Raw genomic sequence first — 23,298 nt, 5'->3', positions numbered from 1 at the left:
TCGGCCAGCCGCAGCACGACCTCCTTGCCGTACGCGCCGTCCCAGCCGGCCGACACCACGGTGGCGTTGCCGACCGCGAGCAGCGCGGTGCCGGGGGAGACCGCGAAGTCCACACCGGTGTGGTACCCGGCCGCGTACTCGGGGTTGCGCACGCCGTAGGGGTTGCTGGTGGGCGCCCCCGGGATCGGCGCGGACCACTGCCGGGCCGGGGCCGGGGCGGGCGCAGGGGCGGCGGGCGCGGGCGCGGGCGCGGGGGCCTGCTCCGGCGCGGCGGGCTCCGGCTCGGCGGCGGGCTGCTGCCCCTCGGCCGGTGCCTGCTCGGAGGCCGGCGCCTGGTCGGCGGACGGCGCCGGGGCCTCCGCCTGCGCGGTCAGCAGATTGGCGGCGATCGCCACCGAGTCCTGGGCCGAGGACTGCTCCGAGGGCAGGGTGTACGGGCTGGGGCCGGCGACCTGGACCAGCGCCGGGGCCGCGGCCGCCCCGTGCGGCGCGGTGAACACCGAGCTGCCGGGGGTGGTCGGGGCGATGGTCTGCGCCGAGGCGCTGACCGCGGCGGTGAGCACCAGGGCGCCGGTCAGGACGGCCGCCCCGGCCGCGGCGGCGGTGGTGGAGCGGTTCCGGTCGGTCTGCCGAAGGAAGGCGTCGGCGAGCCGGCACAAGGCCGGCCCCAGAGGCGGGACAGGAGACATCGGAACCTCACGAACACGTACGGGGGCAGCACGCTGAGCCCGTTCGGGCGTGCTGAGTGGGGGACCACTCAGGTGTAACCGTCACCGAGCGGACTCCCAAACCGTGTGACGTACTACGGCGTGTAGTCATCACCGAGCCGGATATTCAAACCGACGGAGTAACGATCATGTGATCGGATGCTCCGTTCAGGGGATGAGGGCCGGCCCCGCCCGCCCCGCCGTCCTACTACTCCCGCTCGTACCGCCCCCGGAGGCTGTGAGGAGCACCACCCGCCCGGCGTGTTTGGACCGTCCGGGTACAAAGAATCCGGCCCGCCCCCGCAGGTGCGGGAGCGGGCCGGATCGGCTCAGCGGTGCCTGGTCATGGACCGGGCGTCAGAGCTCGGTTCGATCAGTTGTCGACCGGGCGGACGCGGATCCAGGTCTCCAGGTAGTTCGAGGACTCGTTCTCGACCTCGATGCTGGTGCCCGTCTTCGGGACGATGACGCTGCTGTACTTGTTCTCGTTGGTCCAGTAGGACTTCAGGTCGGAGAACTCGTCGACGCCCTTGGACTTCGGGATGACCGTCTCGACGCCCGCCTTGTGCAGGGTCAGACCATCGGTGCGGCGCGAGCCGAAGGTGGAGTCGTAGCCGTTGATGCGCGGGCGCATCAGCGAGCCGTCCTTCCACTTCAGCGGGGCCGGGTGCGAGTCGACCGGCAGGATCAGGCCCTGACCCGGGTGGTTGGTGACGTTGTTGTCGGTCTGCGACTCGTCCCAGTACCAGATCAGCAGACCGGCCTGGTACGGGTAGTGCTCCACCCAGCCCGGCTTGTCGGCGAAGCCGAAGTTGTACGGGCCGACCTTGAGGGTGCGGTCGTACGAGACGTACTGGCGGTTCTCCGCGATGTAGTACTGGTTGTAGTCGTTGGTGAACGAGCCGGTGGTCCGCGAGAAGCCCTTGGCGGTCCAGCCGTTGTCACCGTTCTCGGCGCCGTCGGTGAAGACGTTGGCGCCGTCCGCGGTCACCGCGATGTCGTCCAGGGCCAGGCCCTTGAGGTGCAGACCGCCGTCGGTGGTGTAGCGGAAGCGGACCTTGACGGCCTTGCCGGCGTAGGCGTCCAGCGGGAAGGCGAGGTCGCCCCACTTGTCGCCCGAGTTGCCGGTCAGCGAGGCCTTGCCGGAGGGGTCCTTCGGCAGCGCGACGCCGTTGTAGGTGCCGTCGAGGGCGGTCCAGTTGGCGCCACCGTCGGTGGAGACCTCGGCGTAGCCGTAGTCGAAGTCCTGCTCGATGTCGTACCAGGCCTTGGCCGACAGCGCGGCCTTGGCCTTGCCGGTCAGGTCGACGTCGCGGGTCAGCGAGACGTTCAGGTCGTCCGCGCTGCCGCTCCACCACTCGTTGGCGCCCGCGAAGGGCTTGTTGATGGTGGTGGTGACGGCCTTCTTCGGCAGGTCGACAACGAGCGCCTGCGGGAGCGCGCTGTTGTACTCGGCCGGGCCGATGTGGTGGGTCGACTCGGTGCCGGCCTTGGCCTTGTCGAACTTCAGCCAGCCGAGCTTGAGCTTGCTCCAGGCGTCGAGGTCGTTCGGCATGTCGCCGATCGAGTTCTTGCCCTCGCCGAGCCAGGAGCCGGACGACATCAGCGACCAGAAGCCGACCGAGTTGTCGATGCCGCTGCCGGAGGTGTCGTAGAGGTCCGGCAGACCGAGGTCGTGGCCGTACTCGTGGGCGAAGACACCGAGGCCGCCGTTCTCGGGCTGCATGGTGTAGTCGCCGACCCAGACGCCGGTGCCGCCGACGGGGGTGCCGCCGAGCTTGTTGGTGGCCGGACCGGTGGTGCCGGCGCCGGTGCCGTAGGCGTACGAGCGGTGGGCCCACAGGGCGTCAGTGCCCTGCTTGCCGCCGCCCGCCGACTGGTCCTCACCGGCGTGCACGATCTGGAAGTGGTCGATGTAACCGTCCGGCTCGTTGAAGTTGCCGTTGTGGTTGTAGTCGTACCGGTCCCACAGGTCGTACTGCGCGATGGCGGCCTTGATCTGCTCGTCCGTCTGGCCCTTGGCCTTCTGGTCGGCGACCCAGGTGTTGATCGCGTCGCGGATCAGGTCCTGCGCGTTGGCGCAGACGTGCTGGCCGCAGTAGTCCGAGCCGTAACGGGCCTCGTTGTACTTGACCTTCACCCAGTCGGTGACCTGGCCGTCGACCGAGTAGCGGCCCGAGGACTGCTTCTCGTAGTAGGTCTTCAGCGAGTCGCCGGACTTGTTGAAGTACAGGTCCTGGTAGTGCTGCTGGTTGTAGTCAGCCTGCCAGAGGGTGGAGTTGTTGGTCGCAGCGTCCGGCTTCTCGATCTGGTTGCGCTGCGGGCCGGGCTGGCCGCCGTACTTGATCTTGCCGTCCGGCGTCTTGGTGGTGCTGTCCACCTCGTCGCCGAACTCCACCAGGATGGTGAAGATCTTGTCCGTGCGCTCACGGGCCAGCTCGACGTACTTGTCCTTGCCCAGCTTGATGCTGGAGCTGCCGCCGTGCTGCTCGATCTTGGCGGTGCCGGCGAGCAGCTGCTCGGTGGCGGCCTTCTGCTCGGCCTCGACCTTCTCGGTCAGCGGGCCGGGAATGTTGTGCTCAGTGCTGGTCTGAACGGCGTCGGCCGGGTCCTGCGGGACGGGGGCGGCGCCGGCGGCGACCGCCGTGCTCGGGAGCAGTCCCGCGCCGAGCGCGGCTATGACCGCCGCGACTGAGGCGGCCGAAGCGGCTTTCCTGGTCATCTTCAACGTTGTGACGTCCTCCCCAAACCGTCCGGCTCTTGGCCTTCCGGTAAACCAATGAAAGACAGGTGGACGACATTTGATCCAAGCGTGGACGGAAAAGATAGACCTTGACCGTGACATGGCCACAGCGCTATCCTCCGCGACTCCGTATCAGCTGACGTGCTGTCAACAACATTGTCATTAAAGATGACCGCAGCTTCGATCGCACCCGCACCGGCCCCCGTTCAGGCCAGCGACCTGCCGGTTCGTGGTTCGGATCACAGTTTCGACGGGGGTACGGAAAACGGTTTGGGCCCCCGGCGCGAACGCCGGGGGCCCAAACCGTTGCTGTTGTCTGTTAAATGTTGCTACTTCGTCAGGTCCGGACCCGGCGAGGCGACGGCGGCCGGAGTGTCCGCGACCGCGGACTTCTCCTCGCCGCGGAAGGTGAACTTCGCTTCCTTGCCCTCGCCCTCGACACCGACGACCACGATGTGGCCGGCCCGCAGCTCGCCGAAGAGGATCTTCTCGGAGAGGTGGTCCTCGATCTCGCGCTGGATGGTCCGGCGCAGCGGCCGGGCGCCCAGGATCGGGTCGTAGCCGCGCTTGGCCAGCAGCTGCTTGGCCTCGACGCTGAGCTCCAGGCCCATGTCCTTGTCCTTGAGCCGCTCGTCCACCTTGTCGATCATGAGGTCGACGATCTGGATGATGTCTTCCTCGGACAGCTGGTGGAAGACCACGATGTCGTCGACGCGGTTCAGGAACTCGGGCCGGAAGTGCTGCTTGAGCTCCTCGCTGACCTTCGCCTTCATCCGGTCGTACCCGGTCTGGGTGTCGCCCTGGGCCGCGAAGCCCAGGTTGAAGCCCTTGGAGATGTCCCGGGTGCCGAGGTTGGTCGTCATGATGATGACGGTGTTCTTGAAGTCGACCACGCGGCCCTGGGAGTCGGTCAGGCGACCGTCCTCCAGGATCTGCAGCAGCGAGTTGAAGATGTCCGGGTGGGCCTTCTCCACCTCGTCGAAGAGGACGACGGAGAACGGCTTGCGGCGCACCTTCTCGGTGAGCTGGCCGCCCTCCTCGTAGCCGACGTAGCCGGGGGGCGAGCCGAAGAGCCGGGAGACGGTGTGCTTCTCCGAGAACTCCGACATGTCCAGCGCGATCAGCGCGTCCTCGTCGCCGAAGAGGAACTCGGCGAGCGTCTTGGACAGCTCGGTCTTACCGACACCGGACGGGCCGGCGAAGATGAACGAGCCACCGGGGCGCTTCGGGTCCTTGAGGCCCGCACGGGTGCGCCGGATGGCCTGGGAGAGCGCCTTGATGGCGTCCTTCTGGCCGATGACGCGCTTGTGCAGCTCGTCCTCCATGCGCAGCAGCCGGGAGGTCTCCTCCTCGGTCAGCTTGAAGACCGGGATGCCGGTGGCGGTGGCCAGGACCTCGGCGATGAGCTCCTCGTCGACCTCCGCGACGACATCCATGTCGCCGGCCTTCCACTCCTTCTCGCGCTTGGCCTTGGCCTGCAGGAGCTGCTTCTCGTCGTCGCGCAGGGACGCGGCCTTCTCGAAGTCCTGCGCGTCGATCGCGCTCTCCTTCTCGCGGCGCACATCGGCGATCTTCTCGTCGAACTCGCGCAGGTCCGGCGGCGCGGTCATCCGGCGGATGCGCATCCGGGAGCCGGCCTCGTCGATCAGGTCGATCGCCTTGTCCGGCAGGAAGCGGTCCGAGATGTACCGGTCGGCCAGGGTGGCGGCGGCGACCAGGGCGGCGTCCGTGATCGAGACCCGGTGGTGGGCCTCGTAGCGGTCGCGCAGGCCCTTGAGGATCTCGATGGTGTGCGGCAGCGAGGGCTCGGCGACCTGGATCGGCTGGAAGCGGCGCTCCAGCGCGGCGTCCTTCTCCAGGTGCTTGCGGTACTCGTCGAGCGTGGTGGCACCGATGGTCTGGAGCTCACCGCGGGCCAGCATCGGCTTGAGGATCGAGGCGGCGTCGATGGCACCCTCGGCGGCGCCCGCGCCGACCAGGGTGTGCAGCTCGTCGATGAACAGGATGATGTCGCCGCGGGTGCGGATCTCCTTGAGGACCTTCTTCAGGCGCTCCTCGAAGTCACCGCGGTAGCGGGAGCCGGCCACCAGGGCGCCCAGGTCCAGCGTGTAGAGCTGCTTGTCCTTGAGCGTCTCCGGGACCTCGCCCTTGACGATCGCCTGGGCCAGGCCCTCGACCACGGCGGTCTTGCCGACGCCGGGCTCACCGATCAGGACCGGGTTGTTCTTGGTGCGGCGGGACAGCACCTGCATGACCCGCTCGATCTCCTTCTCGCGCCCGATCACCGGGTCGAGCTTGGCCTCGCGGGCGGCCTGGGTGAGGTTGCGGCCGAACTGGTCCAGGACCAGCGAGGTCGACGGGGTGCCCTCGGCCGGACCGCCGGCCGTGGCCGACTCCTTGCCGCCGGGGGTCTGGTAACCGGAGAGCAGCTGGATGACCTGCTGACGGACCCGGTTCAGGTCGGCGCCCAGCTTCACCAGGACCTGGGCCGCGACGCCCTCGCCCTCGCGGATCAGGCCGAGCAGGATGTGCTCGGTGCCGATGTAGTTGTGGCCGAGCTGCAGGGCCTCCCGGAGCGACAGCTCCAGGACCTTCTTGGCCCGCGGGGTGAAGGGAATGTGACCGGACGGGGCCTGCTGGCCCTGGCCGATGATCTCCTCGACCTGCTGGCGAACGGCCTCAAGAGAAATCCCGAGGCTCTCCAGGGCCTTAGCGGCGACACCCTCACCCTCGTGGATCAGACCCAGGAGGATGTGCTCGGTGCCGATGTAGTTGTGGTTGAGCATCCGGGCTTCTTCCTGAGCCAGGACGACAACCCGCCGCGCGCGGTCGGTGAACCTCTCGAACATCGTTTATCGCTCCTCAGAGCGGTCGGGCAGTTCGGGGTCCGTCCCCGCCCTGTCCTTCCGCATGCTAGTCCCGCTCAGCGGCGCGGCCCACGGATTCGCTCCCCTCGCGGGGAGCGACATGCTGCGCGACCAGCCGACACCAATCCCAACCCGATGTTGGGAGACGGTGTTCCCGCACGCGGGCCGGATGCACCGGATACCGCTACGCCATCGGCGAACAACCGCCGCCGCGGCGCAGTCGGTGGGCGTCCGACCGGTCACGCGTACTGCCCCGGACAGGGTCGCGGACCCCGTCCATCTGCATTCATACCCGGTATCGGGGCGGTTCTCGCGCAGTTTCCGCGGTGGCGGTGTTCGCCTGGCGAGAAGTCGGCCGCCACTGACGGTAGGTCAGCCGCGGTCGCGGTGGCCGGTACGCCGTCCCGGTGGTGCCCGCGTTACCGCTTCGCCCTTCCAGCGTTGCACAGGCCGTGACCGTTCTGCCGCCCGAGCCCGTGCCCGGCCCGCTGCCCGAACGGGCGGCCGCGCCCGCGCCGGGCCGCCGAGGCGCCGTCCGGGCGTACGCCGCAGGGCGCGGAGGGAACCCGTCCGGGCGGCCGGGCAGCGCCCGGATCAGGCCGCGTTGGCCTTCTCGTAGGCCTCGCGCACATTGCTGGGGACGCGGCCGCGGTCGTTGACCTCCAGGCCCTGCTCCTTGGCCCACGCGCGGATCTTGGCGGTGTCCGGGACGCTGCCGGACGGGCGCGGGGCGGCGCTGCGGCCCGCGCGGCGGGGGCCGGCGAGGCGGCCGCTCTGCTTGCGCCCCTTCTCGACGTACGGCGCCAGCAGACCGCGGAGCTTGTCCGCGTTGGCGCTCTTCAGATCGATCTCGTAGGCAACGCCGTCGAGGGCGAACGTCACCGTCTCGTCCGCCGACCCGCCGTCGAGATCGTCTTCAAGAATGACCTGCACCCTCTGTGCCACGGGCTTCCCTTTCCGCTAAACGACCCTTTGCCTAAGGAAAGGAAAGCGCCTTTCTCCGGAAAACACAAACCCCTGACCGTCCCGGGGGCGGCTCACAGGTGCAGCAGCATGCGCGAGTTGCCCAGCGTGTTGGGCTTCACCCGCTCCAGGTCGAGGAACTCGGCAACACCTTCATCGTACGAGCGGAGAAGTTCTTCATAGACATCCGTAGCGATCGCCGCCGGGTCTGTCGTACCATCATCGGTTTCCTGGACCTCTCCGATCTCCACGAAACCGTGTTTCGCGAAGAACGGGACCTCGAACGTCAAGCAGAAAATCCGACGGACGCCGAGCCAGCGGGCGGTCTGCAGCAGCTTCTCCAGCAGCAGGTGTCCGACGCCGTGGCCCCGGCAGGACTCGTCGACGGCGAGCGTGCGGACCTCGGCGAGGTCCTCCCACATGACGTGGAGCGCGCCGCAGGCCACCACCGTCCCGTTGTCGTCGCGTTCCGCGACCCAGAACTCCTGCACCGATTCGAACAGCATGACGGTGGGCTTGTCGAGCAGAATCCCGTCACGCGAGTAGCTGTCGATGAGCCTGCGCACTGCCCGCACGTCCGTGGTCCGCGCCCGGCGGATGGTGACCTCCATGGCCGGACGTTATCGTGCCGGCCTCGATCCGGTCTCCCCGGTATCCGGTCCGCTCCCGGGTCCGCTCTCCGGAGAATCCGGGGCCACCGGATCGGTCGGGAACAGAGCGGCCACCCGCAAGGCGTCCCGCAGCGCCTCCCGTTGCTCCGGCGACATCAGGCCGAAGAAGTGCACCAGGGCCGCGGCCGGATTGTCGCCGGTCGCCCACGCGTCGTTCATCAGGGCCGCCGTGTACGCCTCGCGCGAGGAGACCGGTTCATATCGATAGGCCCGGCCGACGCGCTCCCGGCGGAGCCAGCCCTTTCGGTGCAGCTTGTCCAGGACGGTCATCACCGTGGTGTACGCGATTTCCCGTTCCGACCGCAGATCCAGAAGGACCTCGCGAACCGTGACCGGACGGTTCCACTGCCACACCCGGGTCATGATGGCGTTCTCAAGTTCGCCGAGTTGCCGGACCATAGTCCGGCCAGGATAGGGAGTGAACAGGGCAAATCTTGTGAAGTGCCGCGAAACCGGCGCGCCGCCACCCCCGGAATCCGGGAATGGCGGCGCGGGGTGCGACGGGGGCGTCCGGCGGATGCCGGGCGGGCCGTGCGGCCACTCAGTCGACCAGGTCCTCCTTGGCCTTCTGGGCGCCGCCCTGGGTGCGGATGATGGCCCGCACCAGGAAGCCGAAGCCGATCGCCATGACCAGGGGTGGGACGATCGCGCTGACGTAGTCCATCAGGTCACTCCTCCTCGCTCTGCTCCGCCGTACCGGCGGATGCCTTGGGCTCCGGCTTCACCAGCGGGAAGAGCACCGTCTCCCGGATGTTCTTGCCGGTGAGCAGCATGATCAGGCGGTCCACCCCGAGCCCGAGGCCGCCGGTGGGCGGCATCGCGTACTCCAGGGCCCGCAGGAAGTCCTCGTCGATCTGCATCGCCTCGACGTCGCCGCCGGCCGCGAGCAGGGACTGCGCGGTGAGGCGGGCGCGCTGCTCGACCGGGTCGATCAGCTCGGAGTAGGCGGTGCCGATCTCGGTACCGAAGATCACCAGGTCCCACTTCTCGGCCACGCCCGGGATCGAGCGGTGCTCGCGGGTCAGCGGGGAGACCTCGGTCGGGTAGTCCTTGATGAAGGTCGGCCGGACGGCGTTCTCCTCCAGCAGGCGCTCGACCATCTCCAGCACGATCTGGCCGTGGCCCCACTTCTGCTCGAAGGGGATGCCGTGCTCGGCGGCCAGCCTGCGCAGCTCCTCGACGCCGGTCTCCGGGGTGACCTCGGTGCCCAGGTGCTCGGAGATGCCCGGGTAGACGCTCACCTCGGCCCAGGGCTCGGCCAGGTCGATCTCGTGCTCCACGCCGTGCGGGTCCAGGCCCTTGATCACCGTGGTGCCCAGCGCGTCCCGGGCCGCGTTGACGATGGTGGCCCGGATCAGCTCGGCCTGGGTGTCGTAGTCGCCATAGGCCTCGTACGACTCCAGCGAGGTGAACTCCGGGTTGTGGGTGGAGTCCGCGCCCTCGTTGCGGAAGTTGCGGTTGATCTCGAAGACCTTCTCCGCGCCGCCGACCACCAGCCGCTTGAGGTACAGCTCGGGGGCGATCCGCATGAAGAGGTCGATGTCGTAGGCGTTGATGTGCGTCTTGAACGGACGCGCGTTGGCGCCGCCGTGCACCGGCTGCAGCATCGGGGTCTCGACCTCGATGTAGCCGCGCTCCTCGTAGGTGCGGCGGATCGAGCGGACCACCTTGGAGCGCAGGTGCAGGATCTCGCGGGCCTCGGGGTTGACGATCAGGTCCACGTACCGCTGACGGACCCGGGCCTCCGGGTCGGTCAGGCCCTTGTGCTTGTCGGGCAGCGGGCGCAGGCACTTGGCGGTGAGCTCCCAGCGGTCCACCATCACCGACAGCTCGCCGCGCCGGGAGGTGATCACCTCGCCCTCGACGCCGACCTGGTCGCCGAGGTCGATGTCCGACTTCCAGGCCGCCAGCCGCTCCTCGCCCAGCTTGTCCAGGGACAGCATCACCTGGAGGTCGCCGGAGCCGTCGCGCAGGGTCGCGAAGCAGAGCTTGCCACCGGTGCGGGAGAGGATCACCCGGCCGGTGATGCCGGTCCGCTCGCCGGTCGCGGTGTCCGGGGCCAGGTCCGGGTGCTTGTCCCGGAGGTCGGCGATGGTGCTGGTGCGGGGGAAGCCGACCGGGTACGGGTCGATGCCGGCCGCCCGGAGCCGGTCCAGCTTCTCGCGCCGGACGCGCATCTGCTCGGGAAGGTCGTCGGTCGCGGTGATGGGACTCTGATCGCTCACCCCACCAGGGTAGCCAGCCCGCGGTGGTGCTCCGCCACGGGATTACCGCGCCGCGCGGGGCGGGGCCGGGGGCCGCCGCCCCCGCCCCGCGCCACGGGTTCAGGAGCGCCGGCGGCCGAGGCGGCGGGAGGTGAGGAGCGCGGCGCCGCCCAGGGCCAGTGCGGTGGCGGAGGCCCAGGCCAGCGGGACGGCGTCGCCGCGGCCGCTGTCGGCCAGCTCGCCGCCGTCCGCGAGGTCGAGCGCCGCCGTGCCCGCGGTCCCGGTGGTGCCGGTCCGGGTGGCGGTCCGGCCGGCCGTGGTGGTGGCGGTGCCGCCGGTGGAGCCGGCCGCGGTGCTCCCGCTCCCGGTCCCGCTGCCGGAACCGCTGCCGGCGCCGGTGGAGTCCGCCGCCGAGGCCGGTACGACCGGCGCGGCCGGCTCGACCGGAGTCCCGGCCCCGCCGTCCGGGACGGGGGTCACGGGCGCGGGGAGCGAGCGCAGCGCGACCTTGATCCGGTCGTTGTCCGGGTTGGGGTCCCAGCTCATGGGGGCGCTCGGGTAGCCCTCCTCCAGGTCGCTGAGCTGGTTCTGGAACGAGACGGTGGCGGACAGCGGGACGGTGCCCTCGTCCAGCTGCACGCCCAGGACGTGGCGGCTGGACGAGCCGTTCGCCATGAAGAAGTCGAAGGCCGTGCAGTCGAACTTGTTGAGCGGGTGGTCCTGGGGCACGCCCAGGACGCGGTTGTTCGCCCGGCAGTTCTTGGGCAGGTCGGTGACCGTGGCGCCCTCCGGCAGCTGGATCCGGACGAACGGGGTGCCCTCGCCGCCGCTGCGGTCGAAGATCGAGGCCGGGCCCCGGTTGGCGGCCGTGATGGTGAGCGTTCCGGTGCGGCCGGAGGCGTCCGGGGTCCAGGTGCCGGTCAGGCCGAAGTCGGCGCCGTTGTCCGCGAACACCTCCTGCTCGGTGAAGTGGCCGTTGACGTCGGGGTAGCCGGAGGGGATGCCCTCGGCGGAGTCGCGGGTCAGGGTGGCGGGCGCGCCGGTGCCGTGCTGGAAGGTCAGCCGCTTGCGCAGCGCCGGCCCCTGCGCGGCGGCCGCGTTCGGGTCGGCGAAGACCGAGAAGTCCGCGAAGGTGTACTCGGCCTCGGAGGTGACGGTGAGGTCGAGGCCGTTCAGCCGGACCGGCTCGTTGGGCAGGATCTCGCCCTCGACGGAGCAGATGCCGTGGATGGTCGCGATCGGCGTGCCGAAGCCCTCGCGGCCGATCTGGCCCGGGTCGGTGGCGTACTCGCAGTTGGACGGCCAGTCCTCGACCTTCAGCCCGGGCAGCAGCTGGACCTCGACGATCGCCCGGGCGGCCGAGACGCCGCCGCGGTTGGCGAACCGCACGGCCGGGGTGAAGGTGCTGCCGACCTTGGCGTGCTCCTTGGGGGCGATCTCCCCGGCCCGGAACACGGCGCCGCCGGCCTCGACCGCGAAGTCCTTGTTCGCCGACTCGGCGCCGGGCGCGGTCACCGCGGCGTGCACTACGCCCCTCGTGCCGGGCTTGACCCCGGGCACGGCGCTCAGCCACAGGTGGTCGGTGATGTTGATGCTCTCGTGGTTGAGGTTGTTGAGGTCGCAGGTGATCGTCCGGGCCGCGGTGACGCAGCGGCCGCCGGAGGCGGTGAGCACGGCGACGCCGTCCAGCCCGGTGGTGTCGAGGGTGAGCTTGGCGCCCGGGACCGGGGCGGTGCCGGTCCGGCCGACCCGGAGGAAGACGTTCTCGCCGAACTGCGGCTGGGTGGTCGGCTCGCCCTGGATCTGGATCAGGGCGCCGACCTCGATGCTGAGGGTCGGCCCCGCGGCGTGGGCGGGGACGGCGAGCGTGCCGACGGACAGGGCGGCGACGGCCGTCGCCGCGGCCGTGCCGAGCACCCGGCGCGTGCGGGTCGAGTTCACGGGGATCCTCTTGATCGTGGGGTGTCCCCGCGACCTTATGGACGGTCGGCCGGACGTCAACCCGGTTGATCGCCCATCAATTCGTACAGGACGGGAGCGATCCGGCGGCGCGCGCGGTGATGGTTATCGAGTTGTGACCCGAACGATCCGCCCGGGGAACGGAATTGTCGACAGATGGACCGGGGAGGCCGGGCCGCTCGGTGCGGCGCGGCCTCCCCGGGAAGCGGTGGCGGGACGGGCTCAGCCGGTGCCGGTGGCCAGCTCCAGGTCCTCGGGCGCGGCCGGGTGGGCCGGCCGGTCCGGGTGGGGGGAGGAGGCCTTGGGGCGGCGGCCGAACAGTTCGGCGGGGGTGGGCATCCGGTGCGGCCGGGCGGGCTGCTGGTCCTGCGGGCCGCGGGGGGCGCCCTTGCGGGCGGCGGCGGGCTGCTCGGCGGGGTGCTCGGTGCTGCTCATCGGGATCCGTCCTCCAACAGGGATGAGGGGACTGCTCGGGGGTGCGGCGGGGCTCGGTACGGCGACGAGGTGGCGCTGGCCGCTGGTGAGGGCGAGCCGTTCGCGGACGGCGGCCTCGGCCAGCGCGTGGCAGCGTCCGGCCAGCCGGGAGCGGCGGGAGCGCTCGTGCTGGCCGCAGGGCTGGCGGGACAGTCCGCGCAGCGCGGTGAGGTCCTCCGGTCCCGGGAGGTAGCCGTCGGTCACCGCCTCCTCCAGCCGTTCCAGGTAGCCGCTGGCGCTGCCGGGCAGGGCGGCCCGGTAGCGGGTGAGGTCGGCGAGGAGGAAGGCGCGCAGCCGGCCCCCCTCCTGGACGGCCTCGTCGATCGCCTCGGTCAGACGCAGTGCGTCCTGGACGTCCTCGGCCCACAGGGCGGCACCCGCGTCCGCGTACAGCGGCCGGTCGGAGAGCTGGAAGTGGACGGGGACGGCGGGGTGCAGGGCTTGGGCGAGGGCGCGGCGCAGCACGCGGACTTCGTCGGCGCTGAAGGCCATGCCGCCGCGCGATCCGTGTGGCGTAGGCATGGGCTGACACTACGTGAGGAATATCCGATTTGTCGGTAGTGTCGCGCCGAGCCCCCACGTTCGGACGCTGCGGGGCGTCCCCCGGGTCAGCTCGGGCGGTTGCGTTCGAAGACCAGGCGCAGGCCGATGAGGGTGAGCCAGGGCTCGTGGACGTCGAGGGAGCCGGCCTCGCCGAGGACGAGCGGGGCCAGGCCGCCGGTGGCGATCACCTGGACGTCGTCGGGGTCCTTGGACAGCTCCCGGGCCATCCGGTCGACCAGGCCGTCGACCTGCCCGGCGAAGCCGTAGAGGATGCCGGACTGCATGCCCTCGACGGTGTTCTTGCCGATCACGTTGCGCGGGCGGGTCAGCTCGATCTTGCGCAGCAGGGCGCCGCGGTTGCCGAGGGCCTCGACCGAGATCTCGATGCCGGGGGCGATCGCGCCGCCGACGTAGTCGCCGCGGGCGTTGACCGCGTCGAAGGTGGTGGCGGTGCCGAAGTCGACCACGATGCAGGGGCCGCCGTAGAGGTGGTTGGCGGCCAGCGCGTTGACGATCCGGTCGGCGCCGACCTCCTTGGGGTTGTCCATGAGGACGTGCACCCCCGTCTTCACCCCCGGCTCCACGATCACCGCGGGGACGTCGCCGTAGTACCGGCGCGCCACCTCGCGGAACTCGTGGAGCACGGAGGGGACGGAGGAGCAGATCGCCAGGCCCTCGACCTTCGCGTCCGCGATCGCGGTGCGCGATCCCTGCGAGCCCATCAGGCCGTGCAGCAGCACCGCCAGCTCGTCCGCCGTGCGGCGCGGATCGGTGGAGATCCGCCAGGTCTCGACCACCTCCTCACCGCCGAACAGGCCGAGGGTGGTCTGGGTGTTGCCGACGTCGATGGTGAGCAGCATCAGGTGCTTTCTGCGTCGAGGACCGGGGGCGAACGGGCGAGCGGGCCGGACGGACGGTCAGGCGCGCAGGTCCAGGCCGATGTCCAGGATCGGCGAGGAGTGGGTCAGCGCGCCCACCGCCAGGTACTGGACACCAGTCTGGGCGACCTCGCGCGCGGTGGCCAGGGTGAGTCCGCCGGACGCCTCCAGCTCGGCCCGGCCGGCCACCAGGGCGACCGCCTCGCGCAGCTGCGGGACGGTGAAGTTGTCCAGCAGGATCAGGTCCGCCCCGGCCTCCAGGACCGGGGTGATCTGCTCCAGGGTGTCGACCTCGACCTCGACCGGCAGCTCCGGGTAGGCGGCCCGGACGGCCCGGAAGGCCTCGGCGACGCCGCCGGCCGCGACCACGTGGTTGTCCTTGACCAGGGCCGCGTCCGAGAGCGCCATCCGGTGGTTGGCGCCGCCGCCGCAGCGGACCGCGAACTTCTCCAGCGCGCGCAGGCCAGGGGTGGTCTTGCGGGTGTCGCGGACCACCGCGTCGGTGCCCTCCAGGGCGTCCGCCCAGGCGCGGGTGGCGGTGGCGATGCCGGACAGGTGGCAGAGCAGGTTGAGCGCGCTGCGCTCGGCGGTCAGCAGGTCCCGGGTGCGGGAGCGGACCGAGAGCAGCACCTGGCCGGCCTCGACCCGGTCGCCGTCCTGGACGTGCCGCTCGACCTCGAACTCCTCCTCGCAGACCAGCGAGACGACGGCCTCGGCGATCCGCAGGCCGGCCACCACGCCCGCCGCGCGGGCGGTGAAGTCGGCGGTGGCGACGGCGTCGGCGGGCACGGTGGCCACCGAGGTGACGTCCTCGCCGCCGGCCAGGTCCTCGGCCAGCGCCAGGGTCGCGATGTCCTCGACCTCGACCGGGTCCAGGCCGGCCTCCTCCAGCAGCTCGGCGAGCTGGGGGTCCAGGCCGGTCTCGTAGCCCTCGCCGTCCCCGCAGGCGCAGCCGTCGCCGCAGCCGCCGGCCAGCGGGAGCTCGTCGTGCTCGTGCTCGTGCAGGTGGGTCACGTCGGTCGCGTCGGTCATGGTGGTTACGGCTCCTCGAGGGTGCTGACGGGTCCGCCGGAGGCGGTGAGGGTGGTGATCAGATGGCGTTGCCAGTGCGCGTCGTCGCGCTCCGGGAAGTCCTCGCGCCAGTGGCAGCCGCGGGTCTCCTCGCGCTGCGCGGCGGCGGTGACCAGGGCGTCGGCGACCAGCAGCAGGTTGGCGGCCTCCCAGGTCTCCACCCGGGGGTCGGCCGGCTTCTCCTCGGCGACGGCGGCGCGGGTCTGCCCGGCGAGCAGGGCCAGGCCCTCCGCCGTGGCGGCCATCGACGCGGCCGAGCGCAGCACGCCGGTGCCGCGCGACATCAGCCGCTGGATCTCGGCCCGCGCCTCGGGCGCGGGCAGCGGCACCGGGTGGGCGGCACCGGCCGCCTCGACGTCGACGACGCGCTCGGGCAGGTCCCCGGCGGTGTGCCGGGCGGCCAGGTCGGCGGCGATCCGCTCGGCGAAGACCAGGCCCTCCAGCAGGGAGTTGGAGGCCAGCCGGTTGGCGCCGTGCACCCCGGTGCAGGCCACCTCGCCGCACGCGTAGAGGCCGGGGACGGACGTCCGGCCGCGGTTGTCGGTGCGCACCCCGCCGGAGGCGTGGTGCGCGGCCGGCGCGATCGGGATCGGCTCGGTGACCGGGTCGATGCCGTGCGCGCGGCAGGAGGCCAGGATGGTGGGGAAGCGCCGCTGCCACATCCCGGCGCCGAAGTGCCGCCCGTCCAGGTACATGTGGTCGGTGCCGTGCTCCTGCATCCGGCGGGTGATCGCCTTGGCGACGATGTCGCGCGGGGCGAGTTCGGCCAGCTCGTGCTGCCCGACCATGAACCGGACGCCGTCCGCGTCGACCAGGTGCGCGCCCTCGCCGCGGACCGCTTCGGAGACCAGCGGCTGCTGGCCCTCCGCCTCGGGGCCGAGCCAGAGCACGGTGGGGTGGAACTGGACGAACTCCAGGTCGGTGACCTCGGCGCCGGCCCGCAGCGCGAGCGCCACGCCGTCCCCGGTGGAGACCGGCGGGTTGGTGGTGGCCGAGAAGACCTGGCCCATGCCGCCGGTGGCGAGCACCACCGCGCGGGCCCGGACGGCGCCGACGCCGTCCCGCTGGCCCTCGCCCATCACGTGCAGGGTGAGTCCGGCGGCGTGCCCGTCGGCGTCGGTGAGCAGGTCGAGCACCAGGGCGTGCTCGATCAGCTCGATGTCCGGGTCCCGGCGGACCGCCTCGACCAGGGCGCGGGATATCTCGGCGCCGGTGGCGTCCCCGCCGGCGTGCGCGATCCGGTTCCGGTGGTGGCCGCCCTCGCGGGTGAGCAGGACGTCGCCGTCCTCGCCCCGGTCGAAGGCCGCGCCGAGCGCGATCAGTCGGCGGACCGCGTCCGGGCCCTCGGTGACCAGGGTGCGGACGCTGTCCCCGTCGCACAGCCCGGCGCCCGCCACCAGGGTGTCGGCCAGGTGCTGCTCGGGGGTGTCCCCCTCGCCGAGGGCGGCCGCGACGCCGCCCTGGGCCCAGCGGGTGGACCCGTCGTCCAGCATCGCCTTGGTGACCACCAGGGCCCGCAGGCCGGCCCGGCGGACGTTGAGGGCGACGGTGAGCCCGGCCACGCCGGAGCCGACCACGACGACATCGGTGTCGGTGGTCCAGCCCGGCGCGGGGGCGGTGAGGCGGTGGGTGACGGACATGACTTCAGTGGCTCCTTAGCGCGCGACCGGGCCGGCCGCGCCGTTGTCGCCACGGTACGCCGCGTCGCCGCGCAGCAGTCCGGTGCCCTCCCCGGCCTCGGCCGGGTCGCCGCCGGTGCCGGTGACCCGGTTCCGCTCGTCCACGAAGACGACCTTGGGGAGGTAGCCCTTGGCCTCGGCGGTGTCCATCTGCCCGTAGGCGATCAGGATGACCAGGTCGCCGGGGTGGACCAGCCGGGCGGCGGCGCCGTTGATGCCGATGACGCCGGAGCCGCGCGGGCCGGCGATGGTGTACGTCTCCAGCCGGGCGCCGTTGTTGATGTCGACGATGTGGACCAGCTCGCCGGGGAGCAGGTCGGCGGCGTCGAGCAGGTCCTCGTCCACCGTGACCGAGCCGACGTAGTGCAGGTCGGCCTGGGTCACGGTGGCCCGGTGGATCTTGGACTTGAGCATGGTGCGGAGCATTGCGGGTCACGCCTCCTGTGAGTGCATGCCTAGGGGGTACTTGCTGCCCAACGCTCTTCGGGCGAGCGTTTGTTTCGGTCCGGTGCTGCGGTCCGGTGCTGCGATCCGGTGTGCCGGGTCCGGCGCGGTGGCTACCGGACGATGATGCGGACGTTGTCGATCAGGCGGGTCGCGCCCACCTTCGCGGCGACGGCCAGCACCGCCTCGCCCTGGAAGTCGTCCGGCGCCTCGGTGAAGTCGTGCGGATCGATCAGGGCGAGGTAGTCGAGGTCGACGCCCTCGGCGGCGTCGAGCACGGCCGAGGCGGCCTCGCGCACGGCCTTCGGGCCCCGCGCGGCCGCGTCCCGGCCGGCGAACAGGGCCTCGGAGAGGGCCAGGGCGCGGGCGCGCTCCTCCGCCGAGAGGAAGCGGTTGCGGGAGGAGAGCGCCAGGCCGTCCTCCTCGCGGACGGTCGGCACGCCGACGATCTCGACGTCGAAGTCCAGGTCGGCCACCATCCGGCGGACGACCGCCAGCTGCTGGGCGTCCTTCTCGCCGAAGAACGCGAAGTCCGGGTCGGTGATGTGCAGCAGCTTGGCGACGACGGTCAGCACGCCGTCGAAGTGGCCGGGCCGGGTGGCGCCCTCGTAGCGCTCGCCCATCGGGCCGGCCGCCATCCGCACCTGCGGCTCGCCGTTCGGGTAGACCTCGTCGACGGACGGCGCGAAGACCACGTCGGCACCGTTGGCCTCGGCCAGCCGCACGTCGTCGTCCAGGGTGCGCGGGTAGCGCTCCAGGTCCTCGCCGGCGCCGAACTGCAGCGGGTTGACGAAGACGGTGACGGCGACCCGGCCCTCCCGGCCGACCTGCTTGCGGGCGGCCCGGATCAGCGCGGCATGGCCCTCGTGCAGGGCGCCCATCGTCATCACGACCGCGTTGTCGACCGGCTGCTCGTCCGGCCAGAACGCCGACTCGAAGTCGTCGACGGTGCGGGTGACGACGGCCCGGTGGACCTTCGGGGCGTGCTGGGCCTTGCCCGGCTGCTTGCCGCGTGCCATTACTGCTTCTCCTCGTTCAGTACGTCCAGCAGCGCCGCCGCCGACGTTTCGTCGATCGTCCCGCGGGCCAGGGCCCGCTGGGCGGTGGCCCGGGCCATCGCCCGGTAGGCGGCGGGGATGTCCGGGGACACCGTACTGAGCTGCGCCAGGTGGCGCCGTACGGTGCCGGCGTCGCCCCGGGCGACCGGGCCGGTGAGGGCCGCGTCGCCGGAGCGCAGGGAGTTGTCGAGCGCGGCGCCGAGCAGCGGGCCGAGCATCCGGCCGGGCTCGGCGACGCCGGCCGTGCGCAGCAGCTCCATCGCCTGCGCGACCAGCGTGACCAGGTGGTTGGCGCCGTGCGCGAGGGCGGTGTGGTACATCGGGCGGACGTTCTCGGGCACCCACTCGGGCTCGCCGCCCATCTCCACCACCAGCGCCTCGGCGACCGGGCGCAGCTCCTCGGGGGCGGTCACCCCGAACGGGCAGCCGGCCAGCCGGGCCAGGTCGACGGAGGTGCCGGTGAAGGTCATCGCGGGGTGCAGCGCGAGCGGCAGCGCGCCGGCCGCGGCGGCCGGCTCCAGCACGGCCACGCCGTGCGCGCCGGAGGTGTGCACCAGGATCTGGCCGGGCCGGACGGCGCCGGTGGCGGCGAGGCCGGTGACCAGGCCGGCCAGCGCGTCGTCGGGGACGGTGAGCAGGACGAGGTCGGCGGCGGCCAGCACCTGCGGCGGGGTGACGATCCGTACGCCCGGCAGCAGGGTCTCGGCCCGGCGGCGCGAGGCGGCGGACACCGTTGCCGGGATCGGCCGGGTCGCCGAGGCCGTCGGCGAGCGGGGCGAACTCGCCGCGGTCGGCGAAGTCGGACGGACTCACGCGTCCACCTTTGTCCAGGGGTTCCGTTCCAGTCCACTGCCGGGGTACCGGACGTACCGGCCCATTCTACGGGCGGGGCCGGGCCCGCGGAGCGGTTCGCTCCGGACCGGGCGCGGGGCCGGGTCCGGAGCGTGGGCGGGGGCCGGGGCGGTGGGAGAGGACGCGGCGGCCGGCGGCGGGGCGGGTCAGTCGGAGGCGCCGGCCCGGATCAGTCCGGCCTCGTAGGCCAGGACCACGGCCTGGACCCGGTCGCGCAGGCCCAGCTTGGCCAGGATCCGCCCGACGTGGGTCTTCACGGTGGCCTCGGAGAGCACCAGCCGGGCCGCGATCTCCCCGTTCGACAGGCCCTGGGCGACCAGCAGGAACACCTCGCGCTCGCGCTCGGTGAGCGGGCCCAGGGTGTCGGAGCCGCCCGGGCCGCTCTGCGGGGTCGGCAGCACCTCGGCGAAGCGGTCGATCATGCGGCGGGTGGTGGTCGGGGCGACCACGGCGTCCCCGCCGTGCACGGCGCGGATCGCGGCCACCAGCTCGGTCGGCGGCACGTCCTTGAGCAGGAAGCCGCTGGCCCCGGCCTTGAGCGCGGCGAAGGCGTACTCGTCGAGGTCGAAGGTGGTGAGGATGAGCACGTGCGGGGCGTCCGGCAGCGGGCTGCCGTCCTCGGCCAGGCAGATCCGCCGGGTGGCCTGCACCCCGTCCAGCCGCGGCATCCGGACGTCCATGAGGATCACGTCCACCGCCGTGTGCCGGAGCTTCTCCACGGCCTGGGCGCCGTCCCCGGCCTCGGCGGCGATCTCGATGTCCCCCTGCGACTGGAGGATCATCCGGAATCCGGTGCGCAGCAGCTCCTGGTCGTCGACCAGCATCACACGGATGGTCAAGGGTGGCTCCTAGTTCCTCGGGGAGGACAGCGGGGGTCGGTGGCGTCCGTCGGCGGGTGTCCGGGTCGGCGGGTCCTGGGTCAGGCGGCCTTGAGCGGCAGGACGGCGCGGATCCGGAATCCGCCGCCGGGGCGGGGCCCGATGTCGAGGCTGCCGCTGACCATACCGACCCGCTCGCGCATGCCGATCAGGCCGTGGCCCTGGCCGTCGGTGCCGCCGGAGGCGAGCTGCTCGTCGGTGCTGCCGCGGCCGTCGTCCTCGACCAGCACGGCCAGTTCGCGCTCGCCGAAGTCGACCGCGACCCGGGCGTGGACGTCGGGGCCGCCGTGCTTGCGGACGTTGGTCAGCGCCTCCTGGACGATCCGGTAGACCGTCAGCTCGACGCCGCGCGGCAGTTCGCGCGGGTGGCCCGAGGTGGCGAAGTCGACCTGGAGGCCGGCCGTGCGGACCTGGTCGAGCAGCTCCGGCAGCTCCTCGACGCCGGGCTGCGGCACGTACTCCTCGCCCTTGGTGTCGGCGCTGCGCAGCACGCCCAGCAGCCGGCGCATCTCGACCAGCGCCTGCCGGCCGGTGGAGGCGATGGTGCTGAGCGCCTCCTTGGCCTGCTGCGGCGAGTTGTCCAGGACGTAGGCGGCGCCGTCGGCCTGGACGATCATCACCGAGACGTTGTGCGCGACCACGTCGTGCAGTTCGCGGGCGATCCGGGCCCGCTCGGCGGCGACCGCGACCTTGGACTGGGCGTCGCGCTCCCGCTCCAGCCGGGCCGCCCGGTCCTCCAGCTCGACCAGGTACGCCCGGCGCACCCTGGTCAGCCGGCCCCAGGCCCAGCAGAGGATGAACGGGGTGGTCATCAGGCCGATGATGAGCAGCGCCTCGGGGGCGGAGTAGTTCACGAAGTGGACGTCGGAGTCGCCGACCGACTGGATCTTCTGCGGATGCAGCCGCCAGTACACCAGCGGGCCCGCGAGCAGACCGCCGAGCAGCGCGAACCGGGACGTCCAGGGCTTGCCGAACGCGGCGCCGGTGTAGGCGAACACCAGGTAGGCGATGCTGGAGACCGCCGGGTTGACGTCCAGGAGGACCTGGGTGACGCCGATCAGGCCCGCGGCGGCCACCGTCGCGTCGGGGAAGCGCCGGCGGAACACCATCAGCAGGGGCAGCAGGACGGCGACGGCGTAGTGGACCCCGAGCCGCCAGCCGCTGTTCTCGCTCCCGCCCTCCGGCACCACGCCGAGGAAGAGCACCATCGCGGCCCAGACGGAGTCGATCACCATGGGGTGACGGCGGAGCCAGGCGTTGAGTCGATGCACGACTCAAGCGTAGGCAGTCGCACCCCGTGTCCAGGTCCGCCGGGAGGGCGATCCGTTCTACTCCCTAGGTCGGAGAGCCCGGCATGCCGCTGCCGTAGGGATTGGGCGGGTACGGACCGGGTGTGTAGCGTCCCGCTCCATGAGCTGGATGCGGTGGGCGCCCGCCACGGAGCGTGCCCTCTACGACCCCGACGGCGGCTTCTACCGCAGGCCGGAGGGCCCGGCCGGGCACTTCCGGACCTCGGTGCACGCCTCGCCGCTGTTCGCCCGGGCGGTGGCCCGGCTGCTGCTGGAGGTGGACGCGGCGCTCGGCCGCCCGGAGGAGCTGGCCTTCGTGGACGTCGGGGCCGGCCGGGGCGAGCTGGTCGCCGGGGTGCTGGCCGAACTGCCGGAACCGGTGGGGGAGCGGCTGAAGGTGTGGGCGGTGGAGCTCGCCGACCGCCCGGACGCGCCGCCCGCCGCTCCGTCCACAGGGCTGTGGACAGAGCGGAGCTGGGCCGGGACGGTGTGGACGGCGGAGGTGCCGCGCGGCGTCACCGGGCTGCTGTTCGCCAACGAGTGGCTGGACAACGTGCCGCTGGACACCGGCGAGGTCGGCGAGGACGGGCAGCTCCGCTACCTGGAGGTGGACCCGGCGACCGGGGAGGAGCGGCTCGGCGGGCCCGTGGACGCCGCCGACGCCGCCTGGGCCGCCCGCTGGTGGCCGGCCGAACGGCCCGGGGACTTCGTCGAGTTCGGCGCGCCCAGGGACGCCGCCTGGGCGCACGCGGTGGCCGGCCTGGAACGGGGCCTGGCCGTCGCCGTCGACTACGGGCACACCGCCGGGCGCCGCCCGCCGTTCCCCACCCGGACCGGCTTCCGGGCCGGCCGCGAGGTGCCCCCGGTGCCTGACGGCTCCTGCGACGTCACCGCGCACGTGGCGCTGGACGCGGCGGCCGCGCCCGGTCTCCACAGCCTGTGGACGACCCAGCGGGAGGCGCTGCGGGCGCTCGGCGTCAGCGGCGCCCGGCCGCCGCTGGCCCTCGCCTCCAGCGACCCGGTCGGCTACCTGCGCGCGCTCGGCGGCGCGGGCGAGGGGGCCGAGCTCACCGACGCCGCGGGCCTGGGCGGATTCGGCTGGCTCTCGCAGGCCGTCCGCATGCCGGTACCGCCGAGCCTCGGGGCGCTGCCGGGATGGCAGACTCTGACCCCATGAGGGAGACCACGGTCGGCATCGGGGCGGGAGCCGAGAACGTCACGGGCGGGGCGGGCAGCACCGACATGGTGCTCAACATCGGCCCGCAGCACCCGGCGACCCACGGTGTGCTGCGCCTGCGCCTGGTACTGGACGGCGAGCGCATCGTCAGCGCCGAGCCGGTGATCGGCTACATGCACCGGGGCGCGGAGAAGCTCTTCGAGGCCCGGGACTACCGGCAGATCATCATGCTGGCCAACCGGCACGACTGGCTCTCGGCCTTCTCCAACGAACTGGGCGTGGTGCTCGGCGTCGAGCGGATGCTCGGCATGGAGGTGCCCGAGCGGGCGGTGTGGATCCGCACCCTGCTGGCCGAGCTGAACCGCGTCCTCAACCACCTGATGTTCCTCGGCTCCTATCCGTTGGAGCTGGGCGGGATCACCCCGATCTTCCACGCCTTCACCGGCCGCGAGGACCTCCAGCACGTGCTGGAGGAGGCCTCCGGCGGCCGGATGCACTACATGTTCAACCGGGTCGGCGGCCTCAAGGAGGACCTGCCGGCCGGCTGGCTCGGCCGGGTCCGCGCCGCCGTCGCCGTGGTCCGCTCCCAGCTGCCGGTCTTCGAGGACCTGGTGCTGGGCAACGAGATCTTCCGCGCCCGCACCGCCGGTGTCGGCGTCCTGACCCGGGCGCAGGCCGAGGCGTACGGCGCCAGCGGCCCGATCGCGCGGGCCAGCGGACTGGACCTCGACCTGCGCCGGGACGAGCCCTACCTGGCGTACGGCAGCGAGGAACTGCGGCAGGTGCTGACCGTGGTCACCCGCGAGGAGGGCGACTGCCTGGCCCGCTTCGAGTGTCTGCT

Annotated in this window: 19 protein-coding genes and 1 pseudogene; 2 read left to right on the top strand and 18 right to left on the bottom strand. The window is 72.1% G+C overall.

Annotated features, from left to right (window positions below; translation table 11 throughout):
- The 18 genes and pseudogenes from VR45_RS45265 to VR45_RS02245 all read right to left on the bottom strand — a co-directional run.
- Nucleotides 1–659, bottom strand: a 659-nt coding sequence (locus VR45_RS45265) for a M23 family metallopeptidase (protein ID WP_199925885.1), incomplete at its 3' end; no start/stop codon positions are given.
- A 421-nt stretch (nucleotides 660–1,080) separates the two neighbouring features.
- Nucleotides 1,081–3,429, bottom strand: coding sequence for an immune inhibitor A domain-containing protein (locus VR45_RS02325; RefSeq protein ID WP_045937971.1), 2,349 nt, complete (start codon nucleotides 3,427–3,429; stop codon nucleotides 1,081–1,083).
- Between the two features lie 350 nt (nucleotides 3,430–3,779).
- The gene (locus VR45_RS02320) at nucleotides 3,780–6,299 is read right to left on the bottom strand and encodes an ATP-dependent Clp protease ATP-binding subunit (protein ID WP_030393754.1); all 2,520 of its coding nucleotides are present in this window, start codon (nucleotides 6,297–6,299) and stop codon (nucleotides 3,780–3,782) included.
- A 612-nt stretch (nucleotides 6,300–6,911) separates the two neighbouring features.
- Nucleotides 6,912–7,262 carry an Lsr2 family protein gene (locus VR45_RS02315; protein WP_045937970.1) on the bottom strand — a complete coding sequence of 117 codons (351 nt, stop codon included), beginning with the start codon at nucleotides 7,260–7,262 and terminating at the stop codon, nucleotides 6,912–6,914.
- A gap of 92 nt (nucleotides 7,263–7,354) precedes the next feature.
- On the bottom strand, nucleotides 7,355–7,891 hold the full coding sequence (locus tag VR45_RS02310) for an amino-acid N-acetyltransferase (protein WP_045937969.1): 537 nt from the start codon (nucleotides 7,889–7,891) through the stop codon (nucleotides 7,355–7,357).
- Between the two features lie 9 nt (nucleotides 7,892–7,900).
- Nucleotides 7,901–8,350 (bottom strand): BlaI/MecI/CopY family transcriptional regulator, encoded by a 450-nt coding sequence (locus VR45_RS02305; RefSeq protein WP_045937968.1) that lies wholly within the window; start codon nucleotides 8,348–8,350, stop codon nucleotides 7,901–7,903.
- Between the two features lie 142 nt (nucleotides 8,351–8,492).
- Nucleotides 8,493–8,615 carry a hypothetical protein gene (locus VR45_RS49895; RefSeq protein WP_030393758.1) on the bottom strand — a complete coding sequence of 41 codons (123 nt, stop codon included), beginning with the start codon at nucleotides 8,613–8,615 and terminating at the stop codon, nucleotides 8,493–8,495.
- 4 nt (nucleotides 8,616–8,619) lie between these two features.
- The gene (lysX, locus tag VR45_RS02295; protein WP_078896162.1) at nucleotides 8,620–10,176 is read right to left on the bottom strand and encodes a bifunctional lysylphosphatidylglycerol synthetase/lysine--tRNA ligase LysX; all 1,557 of its coding nucleotides are present in this window, start codon (nucleotides 10,174–10,176) and stop codon (nucleotides 8,620–8,622) included.
- Nucleotides 10,177–10,275: 99 nt separating this feature from the next.
- The gene (locus VR45_RS02290) at nucleotides 10,276–12,096 is read right to left on the bottom strand and encodes a hypothetical protein (protein WP_045937967.1); all 1,821 of its coding nucleotides are present in this window, start codon (nucleotides 12,094–12,096) and stop codon (nucleotides 10,276–10,278) included.
- Between the two features lie 240 nt (nucleotides 12,097–12,336).
- The gene (locus VR45_RS02285; RefSeq protein ID WP_078896161.1) at nucleotides 12,337–13,110 is read right to left on the bottom strand and encodes a hypothetical protein; all 774 of its coding nucleotides are present in this window, start codon (nucleotides 13,108–13,110) and stop codon (nucleotides 12,337–12,339) included.
- An 86-nt stretch (nucleotides 13,111–13,196) separates the two neighbouring features.
- Nucleotides 13,197–13,991: a type III pantothenate kinase gene (locus VR45_RS02280; protein ID WP_045937965.1), complete on the bottom strand. Its 795-nt coding sequence runs from the start codon at nucleotides 13,989–13,991 to the stop codon at nucleotides 13,197–13,199.
- Nucleotides 13,992–14,048: 57 nt separating this feature from the next.
- The gene (gene nadC, locus VR45_RS02275; RefSeq protein ID WP_045937964.1) at nucleotides 14,049–15,041 is read right to left on the bottom strand and encodes a carboxylating nicotinate-nucleotide diphosphorylase; all 993 of its coding nucleotides are present in this window, start codon (nucleotides 15,039–15,041) and stop codon (nucleotides 14,049–14,051) included.
- A 5-nt stretch (nucleotides 15,042–15,046) separates the two neighbouring features.
- Nucleotides 15,047–16,720 carry an L-aspartate oxidase gene (locus VR45_RS02270; protein WP_045937963.1) on the bottom strand — a complete coding sequence of 558 codons (1,674 nt, stop codon included), beginning with the start codon at nucleotides 16,718–16,720 and terminating at the stop codon, nucleotides 15,047–15,049.
- Between the two features lie 15 nt (nucleotides 16,721–16,735).
- On the bottom strand, nucleotides 16,736–17,185 hold the full coding sequence (gene panD, locus VR45_RS02265) for an aspartate 1-decarboxylase (protein WP_045937962.1): 450 nt from the start codon (nucleotides 17,183–17,185) through the stop codon (nucleotides 16,736–16,738).
- Nucleotides 17,186–17,316: 131 nt separating this feature from the next.
- Nucleotides 17,317–18,222, bottom strand: coding sequence for a pantoate--beta-alanine ligase (gene panC, locus VR45_RS02260; RefSeq protein WP_045937961.1), 906 nt, complete (start codon nucleotides 18,220–18,222; stop codon nucleotides 17,317–17,319).
- Nucleotides 18,222–19,010, bottom strand: a pseudogene (locus VR45_RS02255) (Rossmann-like and DUF2520 domain-containing protein); the annotation flags it as partial. The pseudogene VR45_RS02255 and the gene panC, both read right to left, overlap by 1 nt.
- A 249-nt stretch (nucleotides 19,011–19,259) precedes the next feature.
- Complete coding sequence (locus tag VR45_RS02250; RefSeq protein WP_045937960.1) at nucleotides 19,260–19,952, bottom strand: response regulator transcription factor; 693 nt, start codon at nucleotides 19,950–19,952, stop codon at nucleotides 19,260–19,262.
- A gap of 80 nt (nucleotides 19,953–20,032) precedes the next feature.
- Nucleotides 20,033–21,262, bottom strand: coding sequence for a sensor histidine kinase (locus VR45_RS02245; RefSeq protein WP_045937959.1), 1,230 nt, complete (start codon nucleotides 21,260–21,262; stop codon nucleotides 20,033–20,035).
- 139 nt (nucleotides 21,263–21,401) lie between these two features.
- Between VR45_RS02245 and VR45_RS02240 the strand changes: the two genes are divergently transcribed.
- Nucleotides 21,402–22,457, top strand: a complete 1,056-nt coding sequence (locus VR45_RS02240) for an SAM-dependent methyltransferase (protein ID WP_045937958.1) — start codon at nucleotides 21,402–21,404, stop codon at nucleotides 22,455–22,457.
- Nucleotides 22,454–23,298: NADH-quinone oxidoreductase subunit D (locus tag VR45_RS02235; protein WP_045937957.1), on the top strand; the 845-nt coding region annotated here is incomplete at its 3' end. The genes VR45_RS02240 and VR45_RS02235, both read left to right, overlap by 4 nt.

It is taken from the genome of Streptomyces sp. NRRL S-495 (assembly GCF_000966955.1).
In the GTDB taxonomy this organism is placed as follows: Bacteria; Actinomycetota; Actinomycetes; order Streptomycetales; family Streptomycetaceae; genus Kitasatospora; species Kitasatospora purpeofusca.
This window is presented reverse-complemented; position numbering and strand designations above follow the sequence as displayed.

Excerpts from the sequence above, each read along its gene's own strand:
- VR45_RS02280 (WP_045937965.1), bottom strand. The coding sequence starts at position 13,991 with ATGCTGCTCACCATCGACGTCGGCAACACCCAGACCACCCTCGGCCTG.
- VR45_RS02240 (WP_045937958.1), top strand. The coding sequence starts at position 21,402 with ATGAGCTGGATGCGGTGGGCGCCCGCCACGGAGCGTGCCCTCTACGAC.
- VR45_RS02320 (WP_030393754.1), bottom strand. The coding sequence starts at position 6,299 with ATGTTCGAGAGGTTCACCGACCGCGCGCGGCGGGTTGTCGTCCTGGCT.
- VR45_RS02305 (WP_045937968.1), bottom strand. The coding sequence starts at position 8,350 with ATGGTCCGGCAACTCGGCGAACTTGAGAACGCCATCATGACCCGGGTG.
- VR45_RS02285 (WP_078896161.1), bottom strand. The coding sequence starts at position 13,110 with ATGCCTACGCCACACGGATCGCGCGGCGGCATGGCCTTCAGCGCCGAC.
- VR45_RS49895 (WP_030393758.1), bottom strand. The coding sequence starts at position 8,615 with ATGGACTACGTCAGCGCGATCGTCCCACCCCTGGTCATGGCGATCGGC.
- VR45_RS02325 (WP_045937971.1), bottom strand. The coding sequence starts at position 3,429 with ATGACCAGGAAAGCCGCTTCGGCCGCCTCAGTCGCGGCGGTCATAGCC.
- nadC (WP_045937964.1), bottom strand. The coding sequence starts at position 15,041 with ATGACCGACGCGACCGACGTGACCCACCTGCACGAGCACGAGCACGAC.
- VR45_RS02310 (WP_045937969.1), bottom strand. The coding sequence starts at position 7,891 with ATGGAGGTCACCATCCGCCGGGCGCGGACCACGGACGTGCGGGCAGTG.
- VR45_RS02270 (WP_045937963.1), bottom strand. The coding sequence starts at position 16,720 with ATGTCCGTCACCCACCGCCTCACCGCCCCCGCGCCGGGCTGGACCACC.
- panC (WP_045937961.1), bottom strand. The coding sequence starts at position 18,222 with ATGGCACGCGGCAAGCAGCCGGGCAAGGCCCAGCACGCCCCGAAGGTC.
- panD (WP_045937962.1), bottom strand. The coding sequence starts at position 17,185 with ATGCTCCGCACCATGCTCAAGTCCAAGATCCACCGGGCCACCGTGACC.